16 protein-coding genes and 1 pseudogene are annotated in these 19,248 nt (G+C 59.6%); 2 read left to right on the top strand and 15 right to left on the bottom strand.

From position 1 onward, the window contains the following. From AC0C6X_RS29400 to AC0C6X_RS29330, 15 genes and pseudogenes are all read right to left on the bottom strand, one after another. Positions 1–157: pseudogene (locus tag AC0C6X_RS29400) on the bottom strand (electron transfer flavoprotein subunit beta/FixA family protein); the annotation flags it as partial. A gap of 12 nt (positions 158–169) precedes the next feature. Then, complete coding sequence (locus AC0C6X_RS29395; protein WP_472956566.1) at positions 170–1,600, bottom strand: aldehyde dehydrogenase family protein; 1,431 nt, start codon at positions 1,598–1,600, stop codon at positions 170–172. 11 nt (positions 1,601–1,611) lie between these two features. Then, complete coding sequence (locus AC0C6X_RS29390) at positions 1,612–2,337, bottom strand: ABC transporter ATP-binding protein (protein WP_472956569.1); 726 nt, start codon at positions 2,335–2,337, stop codon at positions 1,612–1,614. 5 nt (positions 2,338–2,342) lie between these two features. Further along, entirely contained in the window at positions 2,343–3,161 is an 819-nt protein-coding gene (locus AC0C6X_RS29385; protein ID WP_472956564.1) for an ABC transporter ATP-binding protein, read from the bottom strand. Beyond that, positions 3,158–4,465 carry a high-affinity branched-chain amino acid ABC transporter permease LivM gene (gene livM, locus AC0C6X_RS29380; RefSeq protein WP_472956562.1) on the bottom strand — a complete coding sequence of 436 codons (1,308 nt, stop codon included), beginning with the start codon at positions 4,463–4,465 and terminating at the stop codon, positions 3,158–3,160. The genes AC0C6X_RS29385 and livM overlap by 4 nt, the downstream gene beginning before the upstream one ends. An 11-nt stretch (positions 4,466–4,476) precedes the next feature. After that, positions 4,477–5,394, bottom strand: a complete 918-nt coding sequence (locus AC0C6X_RS29375) for an ABC transporter permease subunit (protein WP_472956560.1) — start codon at positions 5,392–5,394, stop codon at positions 4,477–4,479. A gap of 79 nt (positions 5,395–5,473) precedes the next feature. Continuing rightward, positions 5,474–6,592 carry a branched-chain amino acid ABC transporter substrate-binding protein gene (locus AC0C6X_RS29370; protein ID WP_472956559.1) on the bottom strand — a complete coding sequence of 373 codons (1,119 nt, stop codon included), beginning with the start codon at positions 6,590–6,592 and terminating at the stop codon, positions 5,474–5,476. A gap of 263 nt (positions 6,593–6,855) precedes the next feature. After that, entirely contained in the window at positions 6,856–7,779 is a 924-nt protein-coding gene (locus AC0C6X_RS29365; protein ID WP_472956558.1) for a LysR substrate-binding domain-containing protein, read from the bottom strand. 63 nt (positions 7,780–7,842) lie between these two features. After that, positions 7,843–9,048: an NAD(P)/FAD-dependent oxidoreductase gene (locus AC0C6X_RS29360; RefSeq protein WP_472956557.1), complete on the bottom strand. Its 1,206-nt coding sequence runs from the start codon at positions 9,046–9,048 to the stop codon at positions 7,843–7,845. Further along, the gene (locus tag AC0C6X_RS29355; RefSeq protein ID WP_472956556.1) at positions 9,045–9,863 is read right to left on the bottom strand and encodes an NAD-dependent epimerase/dehydratase family protein; all 819 of its coding nucleotides are present in this window, start codon (positions 9,861–9,863) and stop codon (positions 9,045–9,047) included. The genes AC0C6X_RS29360 and AC0C6X_RS29355 overlap by 4 nt, the downstream gene beginning before the upstream one ends. A 12-nt stretch (positions 9,864–9,875) precedes the next feature. Further along, positions 9,876–11,081, bottom strand: a complete 1,206-nt coding sequence (locus tag AC0C6X_RS29350) for a pyridoxal phosphate-dependent aminotransferase (RefSeq protein WP_472956554.1) — start codon at positions 11,079–11,081, stop codon at positions 9,876–9,878. After that, entirely contained in the window at positions 11,078–12,697 is a 1,620-nt protein-coding gene (locus tag AC0C6X_RS29345; RefSeq protein WP_472956553.1) for a hydantoinase B/oxoprolinase family protein, read from the bottom strand. Before AC0C6X_RS29345 ends, AC0C6X_RS29350 begins: the two co-directional genes overlap by 4 nt. 3 nt (positions 12,698–12,700) lie before the next feature. Then, positions 12,701–14,779, bottom strand: a complete 2,079-nt coding sequence (locus AC0C6X_RS29340; RefSeq protein WP_472956552.1) for a hydantoinase/oxoprolinase family protein — start codon at positions 14,777–14,779, stop codon at positions 12,701–12,703. Next, positions 14,776–16,452 (bottom strand): thiamine pyrophosphate-dependent enzyme, encoded by a 1,677-nt coding sequence (locus tag AC0C6X_RS29335; RefSeq protein WP_472956551.1) that lies wholly within the window; start codon positions 16,450–16,452, stop codon positions 14,776–14,778. Before AC0C6X_RS29335 ends, AC0C6X_RS29340 begins: the two co-directional genes overlap by 4 nt. Continuing rightward, complete coding sequence (locus AC0C6X_RS29330; RefSeq protein WP_472956550.1) at positions 16,442–17,074, bottom strand: SDR family oxidoreductase; 633 nt, start codon at positions 17,072–17,074, stop codon at positions 16,442–16,444. Before AC0C6X_RS29330 ends, AC0C6X_RS29335 begins: the two co-directional genes overlap by 11 nt. Positions 17,075–17,584: 510 nt before the next feature. Here AC0C6X_RS29330 and AC0C6X_RS29325 point away from each other — a divergent pair. After that, positions 17,585–18,745, top strand: coding sequence for an ImmA/IrrE family metallo-endopeptidase (locus AC0C6X_RS29325; protein ID WP_472956549.1), 1,161 nt, complete (start codon positions 17,585–17,587; stop codon positions 18,743–18,745). After that, the gene (locus AC0C6X_RS29320) at positions 18,742–19,236 is read left to right on the top strand and encodes a DUF4411 family protein (protein ID WP_334197029.1); all 495 of its coding nucleotides are present in this window, start codon (positions 18,742–18,744) and stop codon (positions 19,234–19,236) included. Before AC0C6X_RS29325 ends, AC0C6X_RS29320 begins: the two co-directional genes overlap by 4 nt. Positions 19,237–19,248: the final 12 nt, after the last annotated feature.

The raw sequence follows: 19,248 nt of genomic DNA, 5'->3' as shown, positions 1-19,248 counted from the left end.
CGGCTTCCTTCAGCCTGAGCGCCTCTTCGACCGAGATTTCGTCGAAGGGGTTCATCGACATCTTCACGTTCGCAAGCTCGACGCCCGAACCGTCTGCCTTCACGCGGATCTTGACGTTGTAGTCAACGACACGTTTGACGGTGACCAGGATCTTCATGACTCAATCTCCTCAGGCGAGCGTATAGGCCGTCTTAACGGTGGTGTAGAACTCCGCGGCGTAGCGACCTTGTTCACGCGGGCCATAGGACGAACCCTTGCGGCCACCGAAGGGTACATGGAAGTCGACGCCAGCTGTCGGCAGGTTCACCATGACCATCCCGGCCTCCGAATTCCGCTTGAAATGGGTGGCATGCTTGAGGCTCGTCGTCGCAATGCCTGAAGACAGACCGAAGTTGGTGTCATTGGCGACGGCCAGAGCCTCATCGTAGTCCTTCACGCGGATGACGGCCGCGACTGGTCCAAAGATCTCCTCGCGCGCAATCCGCATCTGGTTCGTCGCCTCGGTAAAAAGGGCGGGCTGCAAGTAGAACCCGGGCGTTTCCCGCTCCAGCCTTGTGCCGCCGAAAGCGAGCTTTGCCCCCTCGCCGCGACCGATGTCGATGTAGTCGGCGTCTTGCTTCAGTTGGCTTGCGTCGACGACCGGGCCGATATGCGTTCCTGCCTTAAGGGCGTCGTCAACGACGAGACCCTTTAGCCGCTCTGAAAGAGCACTGACGAAGCGGTCATGGATCCCTTCCGTAACGATCAGACGTGATGAGGCCGTGCAACGCTGCCCAGTGGAGAAGAAGGATGAATTCGCCGCAGCCTCGACTGCGACGGACAGATCCGCGTCGTCCAGCACGACGAAGGGGTTCTTCCCGCCCATCTCGAGCTGGAATTTGCGGTTATGCTCGACCGACGCGAGCGCGACGCGCTTGCCGGTCCCGACCGAGCCCGTGAACGTGATGGCATTGACATCCGGGCTGTCGAGCAGCGTTTGGCCGACGACGCTGCCACGCCCCATGACAAGGTTGACGACGCCGGCAGGCGCGCCAGCACGATGCAGGATGTCGACGAGCGCCCAGGCGGAACCAGGGACAAGATCGGCGGGCTTCAACACGATCGTGTTTCCATAGGCAAGCGCCGGGGCGATTTTCCACGCGGGAATGGCGATGGGAAAGTTCCAGGGCGTAATGATGCCGACGACGCCGACGGGCTCGCGGGTGATCTCGACACCAATGTTTGGCCGTACCGAAGGCAGGATCTCTCCGGAAAGACGCAAGACTTCACCGGCGAAGAAATCAAAGATTTGCCCGGCGCGCGTCACCTCTCCGATCGCCTCAGGCAAGGTTTTACCCTCTTCGCGGGCGAGCAGGCGACCCAATTCTTCCTTGCGAGCAATTATTTCGTCGCCCGCCTTCTTCAACAGCGCATGGCGATCGAGGATCGGAGAGAGCGACCAAGAGGGCAGCGCCGCCTTGGCGGCGACGATGGCCTGCTTGGTATCTTCGGCGCTCGCTTGAACATATTCGCCGATGACTTCATTGGTATTGGAGGGGTTGATGTTCGCCGAAGCGTTGCCGGACACCCATTCGCCGGCGATTAGGTTCTTATGCAGCATCGTCATTCCGTTCAGTGCAGGCCGAGATAGGCTTTGCGGACGTCTTCGTTATCTAGAAGGGCGGCGCTTTCGCCTGAGAGATGGATCCGTCCATTCACCATGACATAAGCGCGCTGTGAAAGTTTCAGCGCGTGATTGGCATTCTGCTCCACGAGGAAAATCGTCTTGCCCATAGCGGCAATCTCGCTCAAGACTTCGAACACACGCTTTACGACGAGCGGGGCAAGTCCGAGCGACGGCTCATCGAACAGGATCAGCTCGGGACGCGCCATCATGGCACGGGCGATGGCGAGCATCTGCTGCTCGCCCCCCGACATGGTGCCGGCCGTCTGGTTGCGGCGCTCCTTCAAGCGAGGGAAGAGCTCAAACATCGTCGCCCGGTCTTCGTCGAAACGATCCATGCCGATCGGCGTCGTGCCCATCATCATGTTCTCCTCGACACTCATGTCCTGGTAGATCTGACGCCCTTCCGGGACGAGCGCTATGCCGCGCCGCGAAATCCGATTTGTCGGAGTGCGGGAAATATCCTCGCCTTTATGCAAGATCCGTCCCGTCGAGGCCCGCGGCGCGCCGAAGATCGCGGAAAGAAGTGTCGTCTTTCCAGCGCCGTTTGCGCCGATAAGGCTTACGATCTCTCCTTTGAAAATGTGGACATTCACACTCTTCAGCGCCTCGACTGCACCGTAGTGGGCATGCACTCCAGCGAACTCCAGGAGAGGAACGTTGTTTTCGGACATCTGCTTCATGCGTGGACCTCCTCTTCGCTGACGCCGAGATAGGCCGCGACGACTGCCGGATCATTCGCCACTTCGTCGGGCGTTCCATCAGAAATGACTTCACCATGATCGAGCACGACAATGTGCTGCGAAATCCGCATGACCAGGCCCATATCGTGCTCGATGACGAGCACTGTCTGACCGTGTTCCCGGCAGAGCCGTTGAATCACCGCGGACAGCTCGCGCGTTTCCGAGGGATTGAGGCCGGCCGCCGGTTCATCGAGGCAGATCAGTTGCGGGTCTGTACACATGGCCCGCGCAATTTCGAGACGCCGCTGGCGACCATAGGGTAGCTCGCCAGCAAGTCGGTTGGCATCGTCTGCAAGGTTCATTTCGCCGAGCCAATAATAGGCACGGTCGACGGCCTCGCGTTCGGCCCGACGGAACGCCGGCGTGCGGAAGACGCCGCTCAGCAGATTGTTTGCCGTGACCAAATGCTGGGCCACGAGCAGGTTCTCGATCACAGACATTTCCTTGAACAGTCGAATGTTCTGAAACGTACGAGCAATGCCGGCCCGGGTGACGAGATGGGACCCACCGGTAATCGGTTTGGTCGTCAGTACACCGATATCCCGTGTGCCGTCGCGCCCGTTCAGGACAATCTCGCCTTCACTCGCGCGATAAAAGCCGGTGATGCAGTTGAACATCGTCGTCTTGCCGGCGCCGTTTGGGCCGATGAGTGCCGTCACCTTGCCGCGTTCCACCGAGAAGCTGACATTGCGGTTGGCGACAATACCGCCGAAGCGCATTGTCACGTTGCGCACGTCGAGAAGGGGTGCGTTCATCGGCCTGCCTCCGCGTTTGCTGCAAGTGAAAACCGGTGGCTGCTTTCCTCTGCTTTACTCGGGAAAAAGGCAGGGCGCTTGATGCGCACAAGTCCGCGTGGCTTCCAGATCATCATCACGACCATCAACACGCCGAAAACCAGCACGCGGTACTCGGCAAAGTCGCGCAGCAGCTCCGGCAGAATGGTCAGCACGAGTGCCGCGGCAATGACACCGACGGTCGAGCCAAGTCCACCGAGGACGACGATGGCCAGGATGAGGGCGGATTCAAAGAAAGTGAACGAGGTCGGGTTTACGAAACCCTGATGGACGGCAAAGAAGACCCCGGCCAATCCGCCAGTCGAAGCGCCAAGCATGAAAGCGGTAAGCTTGGTGAACACGTGATTCACGCCGAGCGAACGGCACGCGATTTCATCCTCGCGCAATGCCTCCCACATGCGACCAAGTGGCATGACGCGAAGGCGTTCGACCGCATAGATGACCAAGCACACCAGCAGGAAGAGCACGATGTATATGAACCAGAATTTATAGTCGGCACTGTAGGGAATGCCGAGATATTCGTGCAGCGGAACGCCGCCCTGCTTGGCCGTCCGGGTAAACTCGATGCCAAGGAAAGTAGGGGCGGGGGCCGGGGCACCGTTGGGTCCTCCGGTGAACTCCAACCAGTTGTTGAGCACCAGGCGTATGATTTCGCCGAAACCCAGTGTGACGATCGCAAGGTAATCACCATGCATTTTCAACACCGGGAAAGCGAGGACCATGCCGAAAAAGCCGGCGAGCAAAGGGGCAATGACCAGCGCGCTCCAGAAGCCGAGACCGAGGTATTGCGCACCCAGCGCAAGAAGGTAGGCGCCGACGGCATAAAAGGCGACAAAGCCGAGGTCGAGCAAGCCGGCGAGGCCAACAACAATGTTGAGGCCGAGGCCGAGCAGGCAGTAGATGAGCGCGAGGATCGCAATGCCGAGGAAATACTTGTCGGCGACAAGCGGCAACGCAAGTCCCGCGATGAACAGTAGCGCGAGTAGCAGAACCGGAGACTTCTCAGACCCTGTCATAACTGTCACGCCAGCCCCGCTACCGCCGACCCGGCCAATGATCCGCTGGCCAATGGCGGTCACTGCGATCAGTGACATCGCGACACGCCCGATGGTGACAATGGCAGCGAGCACGACGGCCCGCGTCATTTCATTGCGGAACGAAAAGCCCTCCAGGACGAGACCAGAGATCGGGCCGAACAGGATGAGCGACACGGTGAATGTGAGGAGCGCCTGCTTGAGGAGCTGTGGTAGGGGATTTTTTTCCATGTTGCTTCTCCTCATACTTTCTGGATTTCCGGGCGACCGAGCAGGCCGTACGGGCGGAAAAAAAGCAGGAGAATGAGCAGCGCAAAGGCGAACACGTCCTTGTAGTCCGTGCTGACATAGCCCGCGAACAGAGCTTCGGTGAGACCAAGCAATACCCCGCCAAGGACCGCGCCGGGCAGCGACCCAATGCCCCCCAATACGGCGGCAGTAAAGGCCTTGATGCCCATGACGAAGCCGATGAAAAAGTTGAACGAGCCGTAGTTGAACGTGACGAGCGTACCACCGACGGCGGCCGTCGCTGCGCCGATAACGAACACGGTTGAGATGATCCGATCGGTGTTAACGCCAAGGACCGCAGAGATCCGGATATTTTGCTGCGTCGCCCGGCATTCGCGGCCAATGCGCGTGTAGTTGATCACATAGGTGAGAATGCCCATGGCGATCAGCGAGGCGATAAGGATGACCGTCTGCATGTAGGTAATCTGCGCAAAATGAACGTCGTCACCGAAGCGGAACGCCCCGCTAACAAGTATTGGGACGCCCTGGTCACGAGCACCCTGAGAGATCTGGACATAGCTTTGCAGCATCAACGAAATGCCGATCGCAGAGATCAGAGGAGCGAGTTTGGTCGAGCCACGCAGCGGCCGGTAGGCTACCCTTTCGATAGCCCAACCATAGACGGCGGTGATGAGGCACGTGATCACGAGGATGGTAATCAATGCGAACGGAACGGACTGAACGCCGAAGAAGGCGAGAACAGCAAGTGTGATCGCGGCGATGTACGCGGAAACCATGTAAACGTCGCCATGGGCGAAATTGATCATACGGATCACACCGTAGACCATGGTGTATCCGACTGCGATCAAACCGTAGATCGTGCCGAGCGTGATCCCGTTTATCAATTGCTGCGCCAAGATAAAGATATCCATTGCAGACCCCTCTTTTCTTGATTGGTGGAGGGGACCGGAGGAGCGCACACCAACCGGTCCCCTGGCGGGGCGCGACTTGTTAGTTGCGAACCGGATTACCCTTGTCGTCGAACGAGTAGAAGACGAACTTGAAGTCCTTGACGTCGCCCTTTTCGTTCCAAGCGAGGTTGCCGACCGCCGACTTCACGCTGTTGGAGCGCAGCCACTTGACCTGATCTTCGATAGTCCCTTCCTGGGTGCCCTGCAGGGCAGCGACAATGGCCTGTGCGCTGGCATACCCAAAGAGCGTGTAGTTGTCGGGAGCGACGTTCTTGCTCTTGAGGTCGCTGAGGGCATCGGCCGCCGCAGGGTCTTCCTTCGGATCGGCTGCCGACGAATAATAGACACCCTTGAGGTTCTGCGGGCCGCCCGAGGCGGTAACGATTTCAGCCTGGGCCAAAGCGTCGCCGCTGACGAACACGACGTTCAGGCCCTGCTCGTGGATCTGGCGGATCAGGGGACCAGCTTCGGGAATGAGGCCACCGAAGTAGACTGCTTGAGCGCCTGTGCTCTTGATCTTCGTGACCAGTGCATTGAAGTCGCGTTCACCGCGTGTCAGGCCTTCATAAAGGACCGGCGTCACGCCACGCTCGGCGAGCGTATTCTTCAGCGCGTCCACCAGGCCCTGGCCGTACGTATCCTTGTCGTGGATCAGCGCGATCTTGTCGAACTTCAACGTGTCGAGGATGAACGATCCGGCCACGACCGCCTGCTGGTCATCGCGACCGCATGTGCGGAACATGGTGTCGAACCCGCGGTCCGTAACAATCGGATTGGTCGAGGACGGCGTCACCGTCAGGATGCCGGCATCGCTGTAGATCTCGGAAGCGGGAATCGTGCTGGACGAGCAGAAGTGCCCGACAACGGCCTGCACCTTGTCCTGGTCGACAAGACGGTTCGCAACGGCAACGGCCTGCTTTGGCTCGCAAGCATCATCGCCCTTTACCAGTTCGATCTGCTTGCCGTCGACGCCACCTGCATTGTTAACGTTCTCGACATAGGCCGAGACCCCTTTCCACACTTGCTCGCCGAAAGTGGCATTGGCACCTGTCATCGGTCCCGCCACGCCGATCTTGATCGTATCGGCAGCGGAAGCGTTGAAAGCGAGAACCGCGGAGACGAAAGCCGCGGAGGTGAGGAGCTTGGAAATAGATTTCATCGATATTCCCTCTGGTTAGGCCCTGTCTGGCCTCGTTTGTTCGAGCAACCGCGTTGGATCGCCGTTGATTGTTGTTGGCCAGCCCGAATGCCGGTGGTCAGGCAATCAGGGTGACAGTTTTATTCGATTGTCAGGTTCAGCTGTGGACTAAGGATTAGCCCTGCCGGCCATATAGAGCGTGCATCAAGTGCTCGCTGGCCCAAACCAAGAAACAACGGCGATAGACAAGTTTTACTTTTCTAGGCCGCTTCCGCTTGCGTGCTTCAGTCGAACTCGTGCGTGGAGGACCAGTCTTCGGAACAAATCCAGTCGCAAAACGTCGAGATGATCTTCACCCGCTTGTGGGCACGGGGGACGACGAGATAGAAGCCGGGAATATCCTTTTCGTTCATGTCCTGGAGCCGATCGACACCAAGCGGCGCGACTAGCCGGCCGGCGTTGATGTCCGCCAAGGCGTCCATTCTCGATACCAGCCCCACTCCCAGCCCGGAAACCGCTCCGCGGCGCATCGTGGCAGCGTCCTGAAACTCGATCTCGCCGGCAACCTCGTGCGCTTCAAGTTCGAGATGCCGGAGGACTTTGCCCCAAAGGTTACGTGCCATGACGGGATGGAGGAGCGTAAGCTGCGTGAGATCTCTGGGCTCTTTGAGCCGAGAAGCGAGCTCGGGGGCGCAGCAGATGACTTTCGGATCTCGGATCAACAACTGGCAGTCATAATCCTTCCAGTTGCCAAAACCCCATTGTATGCACACATCCACTTCGTCCGCGGCGAAATCTCGAATGTTGACCATTGTCGTCATCCGGATATCCGCGCCAGGCATGAGCTCCCGAAATCGCTCTAGCCGCCCCATCAGATAGCGAGTGGCGAAATAGGGACTGACGTTGATGTTGATGCGGTTGCGGTAGGTGGAGTTCGTGACGCGCCGGATCCCCTCGGTAAACTCATTGAAACCGGCCTCGATAAAATGAGAAAGGACGATAGCCTGTTCCGTAGGCTCGATGACCCTCGCCTTGCGCTCAAAGAGCGGTACGTGGAGAATATCCTCAAGAAGCTTAATCTGCTGGCTAACCGCCTGAGGCGTGACGAGCAACTCGTCAGCAGCACTGCGGAAACTTCCCTGGCGCATGACCGCCCAGAACGCGCGAAGCGCGTTCAGGGGCGGAAGCCGCGTATGTTGTCCAACCAATTTCGCCTCCCGACAGCAGAAACCAACGTTTCAAGCGCCATCTTTCGGCGCGGCCGAGCCCAACTATATCACTGCCTTTTCAAGGAATGGGCGGTTCTCGACCACGCGTTCATAGCCGACTTCAGTCAGATCCAAAGTGCGATATTCACCATAGATGATCAACTCGGATACGCCTCGTCCGGTCGCTGGCCCCTGCTGGAGGCCATGGCCGGAAAACCCGTTGGCAAACACGAAGTTGCGCACGTCTGGATGACGACCAACGATGAGGTTGTGATCCAAGGTGTTGAAATCGTAATGGCCCGCCCACTGATTGACCACCTTGATCGCCTCGAACGCGGACGAGCGCTCGGCCAAAGCCGGCCAGATAATTTCCTCGAACTCTTCGTAACGGGGTTCGAAGTCATCCCAATCTGCTGCCGGGTCCTCAACGGGCGGGCACCCCGTCAGGAAGAAGCGCCCCTCAGGCCGGCAGAATACACCAGAGGGATCGATCATCAGCGGCAAACGCCCTTGGTTAACGTTGGCGGTTCCCTCGGGCGTTTGTGCGCAATCGAATACAAAAAGGGTACGCTTGCGAGGCTCGACAGGGATATCGATGCCCGCCATGCGCGCCGTCAGAGCCGCCCGTGGACCGGATGCATTGACGATTGTTCCCGCCTTGACGGTTGCGCCCGACTTCAAAGTCACCGAGCTCACCGCGTTTCCTTCGCGGCCGATTGCGACGACTTCGTCGTTGACATACTCGACGCCGAGGGAGCGGGCCTTGTTCTTGAAGCCGTACATCAACCCGGTGTTGTTGAACCAGCCCTCGCCTGAACGACCATAGGAGGCCAGTTCGATGTCGGCAACGTTCAGATGCGGGAACGCGTTGGCCAGTTCGTCTCGGTTCCACAGCACGACATCCGCCCCGCAGGAAACCTGGGCCTCATGGTTCTCCTTGAGAACCTGCACTTGCTCCGGAGTACTCGCCAGAAACAAGTAACCGCCCGAATGAAAGGCGAGATCGGGCTTGTCATCACCGACCTGCATCATGTCTGCGAAATTGCGGATGACCTCGGAACCGTATTGGCTGATCCTCACGTTGATCGGGTTCGAAAACTGCGTGCGGATCGAGGAGGACGACAGGGACGTTGCCGCCTTCAGATAGGTGGGATCCTTCTCGACGACGAGGATCGTGCCGTTGAAATCCGGATTGGCCGAGAGATAATACGCGACGGCGGAACCGATCACGGCACCGCCGACTATGACGACGTCATACTGGTCTTTCATTTGGATGCCTCATCGTCGGGATGGCCGATGTCGACGAACCAACCCCCAAGGTGAATAGTTGATGGCGCCATCGGATCGAGGGGGTCTTTCTGCGCCTCGACCTTGTCGCGGTAGGGCTCGGAGTTGTCTCTTGGAACATAGCCGATGTGCCCGGCCTTCGAATTGTCGACCGGCTTGACGGCATTGTCCGAGATGCCAAAGCTGATCGTGTGGCCCACACGGGACGCCGTGAGGCTTGCAACCACGAGCCGAATGCAGTCTTCGAAGGACAGCCACGACCACAGCATGCGTCGGTCGGCCGGCTCGGGAAACGACGAGAAGATGCGCAGGCACACGCTTTCAAGCCCGAACTTATCCCAATAGAACCGGCTGAGCGCCTCCACGAAGCACTTCGAGACGCCGTAAAGGCTGTCGGGCCGAACCGGCGCGTCCGCGTCGATATGCGCCTCGAGCGTGTGGTAGCCGATCGCATGCACGGAGGACGCATAGACCACGCGCTTGACGCCGTGCTTTCTTGCACCTTCGTAGATGTTGTAGCTTCCTCGAATATTGGAATCGAGGATATCCTGCCAGGACCGCTCGAGCGGCACGCCGCCAAAGTGTACGATGGCGTCGACGCCTTCAGTCGCCTTGATCACAGCTGCTTCGTCGGCGAGATCAAAGATCATCGCCTCCTCGTTCGGCTTCAGATCCTTGACCTCCGTGATGTCGGCCAGCCGCAGCTTGTCGGCCAACGGCGCCAGGCCACGACGCAATTCCGTGCCGAGGCGACCGGCTGCACCCGTGATCAGAATGGTCTTGTAGAGCTTGGGCATTCGTCCTTCCAATCAGATTTCGAGTTTGCCGACAGCAGCGCCGATACGTTTGACCGCCTCTGCAAGGACCTCTTCGGAGGTCGCGGTAGAAATGCGGAAGAAGGGTGAAAGGCCATAAGCACTGCCCGGAACGGCTGCGACATACCCTTCTTCGAGTAGGTACTTTGCGACGGCCACGTCATCGGCCAATGTTTGACCCGATGGCGTCGTTGCGCCGATCAGCGCGGCGCAGCCGATATAGGCGTAGAAAGCCCCTTCCGGCGGATCCAGGCTGAGCGCATTGATTTTGGCAATACCGTCTACCACAAGGTCGCGACGACGTTCGAATGCGGCGCAAAACTTCGCCACGTCCTCCTGCGGGCCGTCGAGCGCCGCTGTGGCTGCAATCTGCGCCGGAGCGGACACTGACGTGCAGGACTGGCTCTGGATCGTCGCCATGGCCTTGATGAGATCCCTCGGACCTGCAGCATAGCCAACACGCCAGCCGGTCATGGCATAGGCCTTGGACATGCCGTTGACGATCAGTGTGCGTTCGCGCAACTGCGGGCAGGCTGCACCGAAGGAAACGAAGGTGCGCCCATCGAAGATGATATGCTCGTAAATTTCATCCGAGAGCACCATGATCCTTGGATGCCTGGCTAGCACCGCTCCGAGTGCCTCGAGCTGCGCCTGGGTATAGACAGCTCCGGACGGATTGCCGGGCATGTTGAGGAACAGCCAGCGCGTCCTGTCGGTTATCGACGCTTCCAGCACGTCCGGCGTCAGCCGAAAGCCATTTTCGGCCGGGCAAGCCGGCGTCACGGGTACGCCGCCGAAGAGCTTCACCATTTCCGGGTAGGAGACGAAGTATGGAGCCGGCAAGATTGCCTCGTCTCCCTCCTCCATCGTCGCCATCAGCGCATTGAAGATAATCTGTTTTGCGCCATTGGCGACGGCGATCTCATCGATCGTGTAGTCCAGGCCGTTTTCGCGCTTCAGCTTGCCCGCAATGGCCTTGCGCAGATCCGGAGTACCCAGGGAAGCGGTGTAGAGCATGCGCTCCTTGCGCGCCGCCTCGAAGGCCGATTGGGTGATGTGGGCGGGAGCAGGGAAATCGGGTTCGCCGAGGCCAAGATCGATGACATCGATGCCGGTTGCTGCCAGATCCTTGGCTGCCTGGGACACCGCCATGGAGGCGGAGGGTTTCACCGCCGAAAGCCGGCTTGCGATGTGGCTCATTGCTTCTTCTCCGTCACATAGCCCTTAAATAGGTCCTCGGCCTTTGCCTCGGCCGAACGTTCGGCCGGGTTTCCGTAGCCGCCGCCGCCCGGCAGTTCCAGCACCAGCCGGCGGCCCGCCGGCACATGCTGCCAGCCTTTGGGGCGCAACTTCGTGCCATCGTCGAGCCGCGCGGACCCGGGTGCTCCGTCCTGGCCGCCGTCACGTCCGCGCGGCGGCGTCGAGATCCGATCGAACATGGCCGAAAAATCGAACTCGTGACCCTCGGCAGGCGCGATCTCGATAATCTGGCCGAGGCCCCCACGATACTTGCCCGCTCCGCCTGAATCGGGACGTAGTTCCTTGCGCCAGACAACGATCGGACCGGTATGCTCTGTAGCCTCGATCGGCATCGTATGGACGCCGGAGGGAAATGCTGTCGACGACAGGCCGTCAAGGGTCGGACGCGCGCCCATGCCGCCAGAGTTGAACATGAGTACTTCGGCGCGGCGCCCGGTATTGCCCGAAACCGGGCGCGCCGAAATGTGGATGTTCCAGAGAGCTGCGGCGCCTTCCGCGAGGATCTTACCAGGCAACGCCTTGGCGAGAGCTCCGAGCACGAGGTCGGGCACCATGTGGCCGATGACGTGACGTACCGAGACTGGAGCGGGACGTTCGGCATTGAGTATATTGGTCGGTGAAGACACGTTGAAGACGGCAAGCGAGGCGGCGTTGTTCGGAATATCCGGGGCAACCACGCATTTCAGTGCGTAGCACGCGTAAGCCTTGGTATAGATCAGGGGGACGTTGATGCCCCACCGGCTCATGGCGTCCGTGCCGGCGAAATCGACGTTGACTCCGGTTTCGGTGATTTCGACATTTGCGGCAAGCTTGATCGGCTCGTCGTAGCCATCCGTCAGGACTTCATTGGACCACGAGCCTTTTGGAAGACCGGCGATGCGTTCCATAGTCGCTGTGTGCGTGCGCGACAGGATGAAGTCTCCGAGCGTGTCGAGATTGTCGTAACCGACCTCGTTCAACATCTCGATCAAGCGCCGATGCCCAACGTCGTTGCAGGCGGCAAGCGAATAGAAGTCGCCGATCACCTGGTTGGGTTCGCGCACGTTAAGGCGAAGGATCTTCAGGAGATCCTTGTTCACCTCGCCGCGCTCGGCGAATTTCATGATCGGGATCTGAATGCCTTCTTCATAGACGGACTTGCCGTCCGCCCCGAAACCGCGTCCGCCGACGTCGACGACATGGGCGGTGCAGGCGAAGAAGCCGATGAGTTCGTCGCCCTTGAAGGACGGCGAGACCATGGTGATGTCGTGCAGATGGCCTGTACCCTTCCACGGGTCATTGGTGACGTAGGTGTCGCCCGGATACATTTCCTCGCGCGGAATCTCTGCGATGAAGTGCAGCACCGCTTCGGCCATGGTGTTGACATGGCCGGGCGTGCCGGTCACGGCCTGGGCGAGCATTTCGCCCTTGGCGTTGTACACGCCGGCCGACAGATCGCCCGCCTCGCGCACGGACGTCGAAAAGGCGGTGCGCAGCAGAGTTAGCGCCTGTTCCTCGACGACCGAAATCAGGCGGTTCCACATTACCTGCATGCGGATTTCATTGATATCGCTCATAGATCACAGACCTTTGCGCACGAGAAGAATGGTTCCGTCTGCCTGGATCACGGCATCGAACGGCGATGTGACGATGGTCGAGGTTTCGCGCTCGACGATGACAGCTGGCCCTGTGACACGATTGCCCGGCGAAAGCGTGTCGCGCGGTATGATTGCTGTCTCCAACTCCTTGCCGGAAGCGGGATCGAAGACCGAGCGGATCGATGGAACGGGCGCCCGGGCACCTTCCACCTTCAGTTCGAATTTTTCGCTCTCGGGCCGAACATCCTGCGCCTTGACCGACCAGGTGACGAATTCGATTTCCGGGCCCTCTACGGCGCGGCCGAAGAACTGCGCGTAGCGCTCCTTGAAAGCCTTCTCGATCATCGCCGTATCCGCGTTGGTGAAAGCGCGATCAGGCAGCGCCACCGGGATTTCCCAGCCTTGACCGGCATACCGCATGAAGGCGGTGATTTCGCGGATAATCTTGCCATCCGTGCCGGCACGCACGAAACCTTCGGCCGTCGCCTTGAGATCATCCAGCATGGCATTGATCAGGCCGGGCTCGAATTTGGAAAGTCCCATGATCTTGGAGGCGAGCGCCTCATAACCGAAAGGTGCCTTCAGGAAGCCGATCGCCGAGCCCACGCCTGCGCCCTGCGGGATGAGGCACTGGTCAACGCCGAGCTTCTCGCACAGACGGGCAGCATGGAGTGGGGCTGCTCCGCCGAAGGCGATCATGATGTTCTCGGAGATGTTCTTGCCGTTCTCAACGGCATGAACGCGAGCGGCATTGGCCATGTTTTCGTCCACGACCTCGACAATGCCGAAGGCAGCCGCCTGGGAATTTAGCTTGAGTTTATCGCCGACATCCCGGGCAATTGCCGCGCTCGCGTTCGCGACCGACAATTTGATCTTGCCACCGGCGAAATTATCCGGATCAAGCTTGCCAAGAACGAGGTCGGCGTCGGTGATCGCCGGGCGATCGCCGCCGCGCTGGTAACAGGCCGGTCCAGGCTCGGAGGCTGCCGATTCCGGCCCCGCCTGGATGCGGCCCATGGCGTCGACCCAAGCAATGGACCCGCCGCCCGCACCGATCTCGATCATCTCGATCACGGGAATGGAAATCGGCATCCCCGATCCCTTGCAGAAGCGGTATGTACGCGCAACTTCGAAGGTGCGGGCGGTATGCGGCTGGTAGTCCTCGATCAGGCAGATCTTTGCCGTCGTGCCACCCATGTCGTAGGAGACCACGCGATCGAGACTGAAGCGGCGCGCGATATCGGCGGCAAAGATCGCCCCGCCGGCAGGACCCGATTCAACGAGACGCACCGGGAACTCCGATGCTGTCTCCACCGAGATGAGACCACCACCCGAGTGGATCATGAAGACCGGGCAATCGGCTCCCATCTCCTTCAGCCGCACCTGCAGGCGGGAGAGATAGTCCGCCATCTGCGGACGAACATAGGCATTGGCGCAAACGGTATTGAAGCGCTCGAATTCGCGCATCTGCGGAGAGACCTCCGCCGAGATCGAAATCGGAATCGAGAGCTTTCTCGACAAGATTTCGCGGGCGCGCTCTTCATGCGCCGGGTTCATGTAGGAATGGATGAAACCGATGGCGACGGCGCCGAAGCCGCGCTCGGCGATCACGTCGGCGAGGCTTTCGAGCGCCTGCTCGTCGAGCGGTTGCAGTTCCCTCCCCTGTGCATCGATGCGTCCCTTGATCGGAAAGCGATCTTCGCGAGGGATAAGCGGCGTTGGCAACACGAGGCCAAGATCGTATTGCTCGAAGCGGTTTTCCGTGCGCATCTCAATGACGTCACGGAACCCTTCGGTGGTCACGAGCGCAGTTTTCGCGCCGCGGCGCTCGATTAGGGCGTTGGTCGCAAGCGTCGTGCCATGGATGACGATATCGATATCCTTCGGCTTGATGCCCGCGTCGCTGGTAACGATATCGATTCCATCGAGAATCGCCTGTTCTGGTGCCGAGTAATTGGTCAGCACTTTCGTGGAGTAGAGCTTTCCTCTGAGGTCCAGTGCGATGTCGGTAAAGGTTCCGCCGATATCGGCACCAAGTCGGATTTCGTGACGCTGTGTCATGCGGTTTCCTTTGCAGAAAGGGCAGCATTGCGCATCTGGCTGAGCGTCTGGCGCGGGGTCAGCGCTTCGGGCGAAATGTCGAGATCGAGGAGCGCACCGGTCTTCGAGGCGCAGGCGCGCGCGAAGGCAGCGGCGAAATTAGCGGTCGACTCCACCCGCTCGGCATGGAAGCCATAGGACTTTGCGAGCGCGACGAAATCGGGATTGATCATCGTGGTGCCGGAAACGCGAGCCGGATAGGTGCGCTCCTGATGCGCCCGGATTGTCCCGTAGATGCCGTTGTTGAGCAAAAGTATGATCGGCTGTGCACCGTGCTGGAGTGCCGTTGCCAGCTCCTGGCAGTTCATCTGGAAGTCTCCGTCGCCGGCAAAGCAGACGACAGTTCGATCGGGATAGGTGACCTTTGCGGCCACGGCCGCCGGCACGCCATATCCCATCGCGCCCGACTGTGGGGCAAGCAGGCGCGCCCTTGGACCGAACTTGAAGAATTTGTTCGGCCAGACCGTGAAGTTGCCCGCGCCATTGGTGAGAATGACGTCATCCGGCAGCACATCGTTCAAGAAGGCGGTCACCTTGCCCATGTCAACCGGGGACGGCAGGTCGGGAAGTTCAAAACCCTTTTCATAGGCCGCGCGTGCCCTTGCGCGCCACTCGGCCCAGCCGCCCTTGATCGGCTCGAGAACACCAAGTGCCTCGGCGAAGGCGTTCGGCCCGCTGTGAATGCCGAGAGCCGGGCGATAAATCTTGCCGATTTCCAGGTCCGAGCCATGGACATGGATGATTTTTTGCTGCGGCTGCGGAACTTCGAAGAGTGTGTAACCCTCCGTCGAATTTTCCCCGAATCGGTTGTTGATCGCGAGGATGACGTCGGCGGTCTTAAGCAGTTCCTTGATCGATGCCACCATGCCGACGCCGGCTTCGCCACAGAACGTCGGGGAGGCGTTGTCATACTGGTCCTGGTAGCGAAACACGGAAACGACCGGGATGTCGGAGGCTTCGGCGAAGCGCTGGACCGTGGCCATGGAGCCATCTTTCCAATTGCAACCGCCATAGAGAATCACTGGGCGCTTGGCGCTGACCAGGATCTCCCGCACTTGCTTCATGGTTGACGCGGCCGGCGCTGGCTCCGCGAGATCGATGGACCCAGACAAAACGGGGGCGGTGGTGAGGGAGGTAAGCATGTCCTCGGGAAGCGCAACCACGACCGGGCCCGGCCGGCCCGAGACCGCCATCGTCCAGGCACGCGATAAAGTCTCCGGAATACGTTCGACCTGGTCGATTTCCACGGCCCATTTGGCCATGGTGCCGAAGACCGCCTTGTAATCCAACTCCTGGAACGCTTCGCGCCCCTTCATGTCGGTGGCGACCTGGCCAACGAACAGGATCATCGGCACCGAATCCTGCATGGCGGTGTGCACACCGATCGAGGCATTTGTGGCGCCGGGGCCGCGCGTGACGAAGCAGATGCCGGGCTTGCCGGTCAGCTTGCCGTATGCTGCCGCCATGAAAGCGGCACCGCCCTCATTTCGGCATAGAACGAAGTCCAGACGGCCGGGCGTGTCGTGCAACGCGTCGAGCACCGCGAGATAGCTTTCTCCGGGGACACCGAAGCTCTTCGTTGCACCGAGCGCCAAGAGGCATTCGACGAGCAACTGCCCTCCATTACGTTCCATGTTCATGTTCCTGTCGTTCGATAGATTCAGATGAAACCGGAATTGGGTTCGAGTGAAAGCCCGAAGCGGCCAACAGTGAGATCGCCTCAAGTCCCAATCCGTGGAATGGCGGCTTGCCTAGGGGAAGGCGATGGACCATGATCCCTGTACCGCGAAGTTCGTCGTCAAGGGCGCGGGCGAGTCCGTCCACTGCCGCGGCAACTGTCCTTTCGACAGCACTTCCTGCAACTCTGTAATCGGGCGATACCATCAGAAAGGCGCCGCGATGCCGCGCGATCATCGAAGGCAGGACGGCTCGCGTGACATGCAGCGTCGCGGACAGGTTGACCTCGAGCGCCATATCGATGTCCGCCTCCGTGAGGCGCAGAAATCCGATCTCCTCGGGCCATCGCAAGGCCGCGTGGACGACGACCTCGGGCTCCATGCCTTCGACAACGAAACGAACATAGTCGCGATCGGTCAAATCCATTGCCATCGGGACGATGCCATGGTCGCCGCGCATCTCCTCAAGTACAGTTCGATCCCGGCCGAGAGCATGCACCTCCCAGCCCCCTTTTGCGAGTGTGGTCGCGATCACGCGTCCAGGGGCGCGCGTCGCCCCCGTAACTAGTGCTTTCGTCATCACACGATCTCCATGAGGCACCTAGAGAATGCCGCCGGGGGCCGCGTCTAGAAATCAAGAAATTGACACCTTTAGGCAAGTTCTGCTTGTCCCAATGCCGCGCATCTCGGTAACAGGGGTGGCCTGTCGCTCGCGACGCCTGCGTCCGCCCTAAGCCAATTTCCGAACCTCTAGCCTTGAAGAGATACGAACCCAAAACCCACGATTTAAGAAAGGGCGGCATAAGGCTCGACTATGCACTTCGAGTTGGTCTCCGGCCTGCCGACGCACTGACCAGCTGCACACTCGTTGAATTTGGGAGAGCAGCGCCACACATACCGTATGAAACGGCTTCATCGATGGCGAGCAATCTCCGTCTGTGTGGTGCGAACAAGCGCGTTTCGAGGCGTAGTTACCCGTCTCACGTCGCCGCTTCGAAAAGCTTTATTCTTGTGCGAAAGTTTCGCATAAGCTTTCGTTACCAAATTCCGATATGTACGAATTGGCATATTTCCGCAGGCTCCGCAGCACATGACCGACGCAATGATCAACGAGAAGGTTCTGGCTTGGGCGGTTGACCGCGCCGAGATACCGCTCGATGTCGTCGCGAAAAAGGTCAACGTGAAGCCGGAGCGTATTGCGACCTGGATCGAGGGCGAAGAGCGCCCGACCTTCCGCCAGGCCCAAAGCCTGTCTAGCGCGCTGCATATTCCCTTCGGATACCTGTTCCTGAAGGAACCTCCCGAGGAAAAGCTCGCGATTCCTGATCTTCGAACCGTCGGCGGCGACCCAGCCCGTAAACTCGATCTGAACTTCCGCGACCTCCTGAATGACGTTCTCTTCAAGCGCGACTGGTTCCGTGACTTCATCCAGGATCATGCCGGCCGCGAACTGGAATTCGTCGGAAAATATACCGTCAACGATAGCGCCGAGACTGTCGCCGCCGACATGCGAAAGTCCCTTTACGGTGAGGAAGGGCCGCCGCAGACCGGTAATTGGGAAGAGCATCTACGCATGCTCATCGACAAAGCCGAGGCGGCCGGCATCTGGGTCATGCGCAACGGGATCGTCGGCAGCAACACCCACCGCCCGCTTTCCGTCAGCCAGTTCCGTGGCTTTGCCATCAGCGACAAGGTCGTTCCGCTGATTTTCATCAACGGAAAGGATGCCAAGGCGGCGCAAATCTTCACCTTTGCGCACGAACTCGCGCATATTTGGCTTGGCGAAAGCGGCGTTTCCAACGTCCAGCTGGGCGACGCGAACTATGGCGTCCACCAGAAGGTCGAACGCAAGTGCAACGAGATCGCCGCGGAGTTCTTGATCCCGGCGGCCGGTTTCGCAGCACAATGGCGCGCGGCGGATAGCCTGTCGGACAATGCCGACCGGCTGAGTCGCATCTACAAGGTCAGCCGCATCGTCATCGTGCGGCGCGCGCTCGATCTCGGCTTGATAGATCAGGCGAGCTATTCGCGTTTTTACGCAACCGAGGTCGCGCGGTGGAGCGATACGCCAGCAAGCGAAGGCGGGAGCTTCCACAATAACCTGCCCTTGCGCAACGGGCTGCGCTTTACGCGCGCGGTCGTCAATCAGGCGGTCGGCGGCGGGTTGCTTCTGCGCCATGCTGCATCCTTGTTGAACGCTCAGCCGACGGCGATCCTCAGCTATCATAAGAACGGTCGCCCGACGCAATGAAATTTCTGCTCGACACGAACGTCTTCATCGAGGCTAAGAACCGATATTACGCGTTCGACATCTGCCCTGGCTTCTGGGACTGGATGGATGCGGTGTGTGACGGCGACGTCGCGTCAATCGTCAGTGTTCGCGACGAGATGACCGGCGGGAACGATGAACTCGCGGACTGGGCTAAGGACCGGAAGGATGCCGCGTGGTTCCTGGCCGTCGATGACGTCGACACGCAAGGCAATTTCGCCGAGATCGTGCAGCACGTGGCAACGGCCCATTATAGTGAGCCGGCAGTTGCAAAGTTCCTCGACAGCGCCGATTCACTGCTGATCGCCAAGGCCCGTTCGATCGGCGCCACCGTCGTCACCCATGAACTGCCGAACCCGGAATCGAAGAAGCGCGTCCTGATCCCGGATGTCTGCCTGGTCTTCGACGTTCCCTTCATGAACACATTCGAAGCGCTCCGCCAGTTCTCCGCAAAGTTCGTTTGGTCGGCTTAACAATCGAAAACC

Source organism: Ensifer sp. VA4 (genome assembly GCF_055710065.1).
The sequence above is the reverse complement of the archived record's forward strand: the minus strand, read 5'-3'. Positions and strand labels throughout refer to the sequence as shown.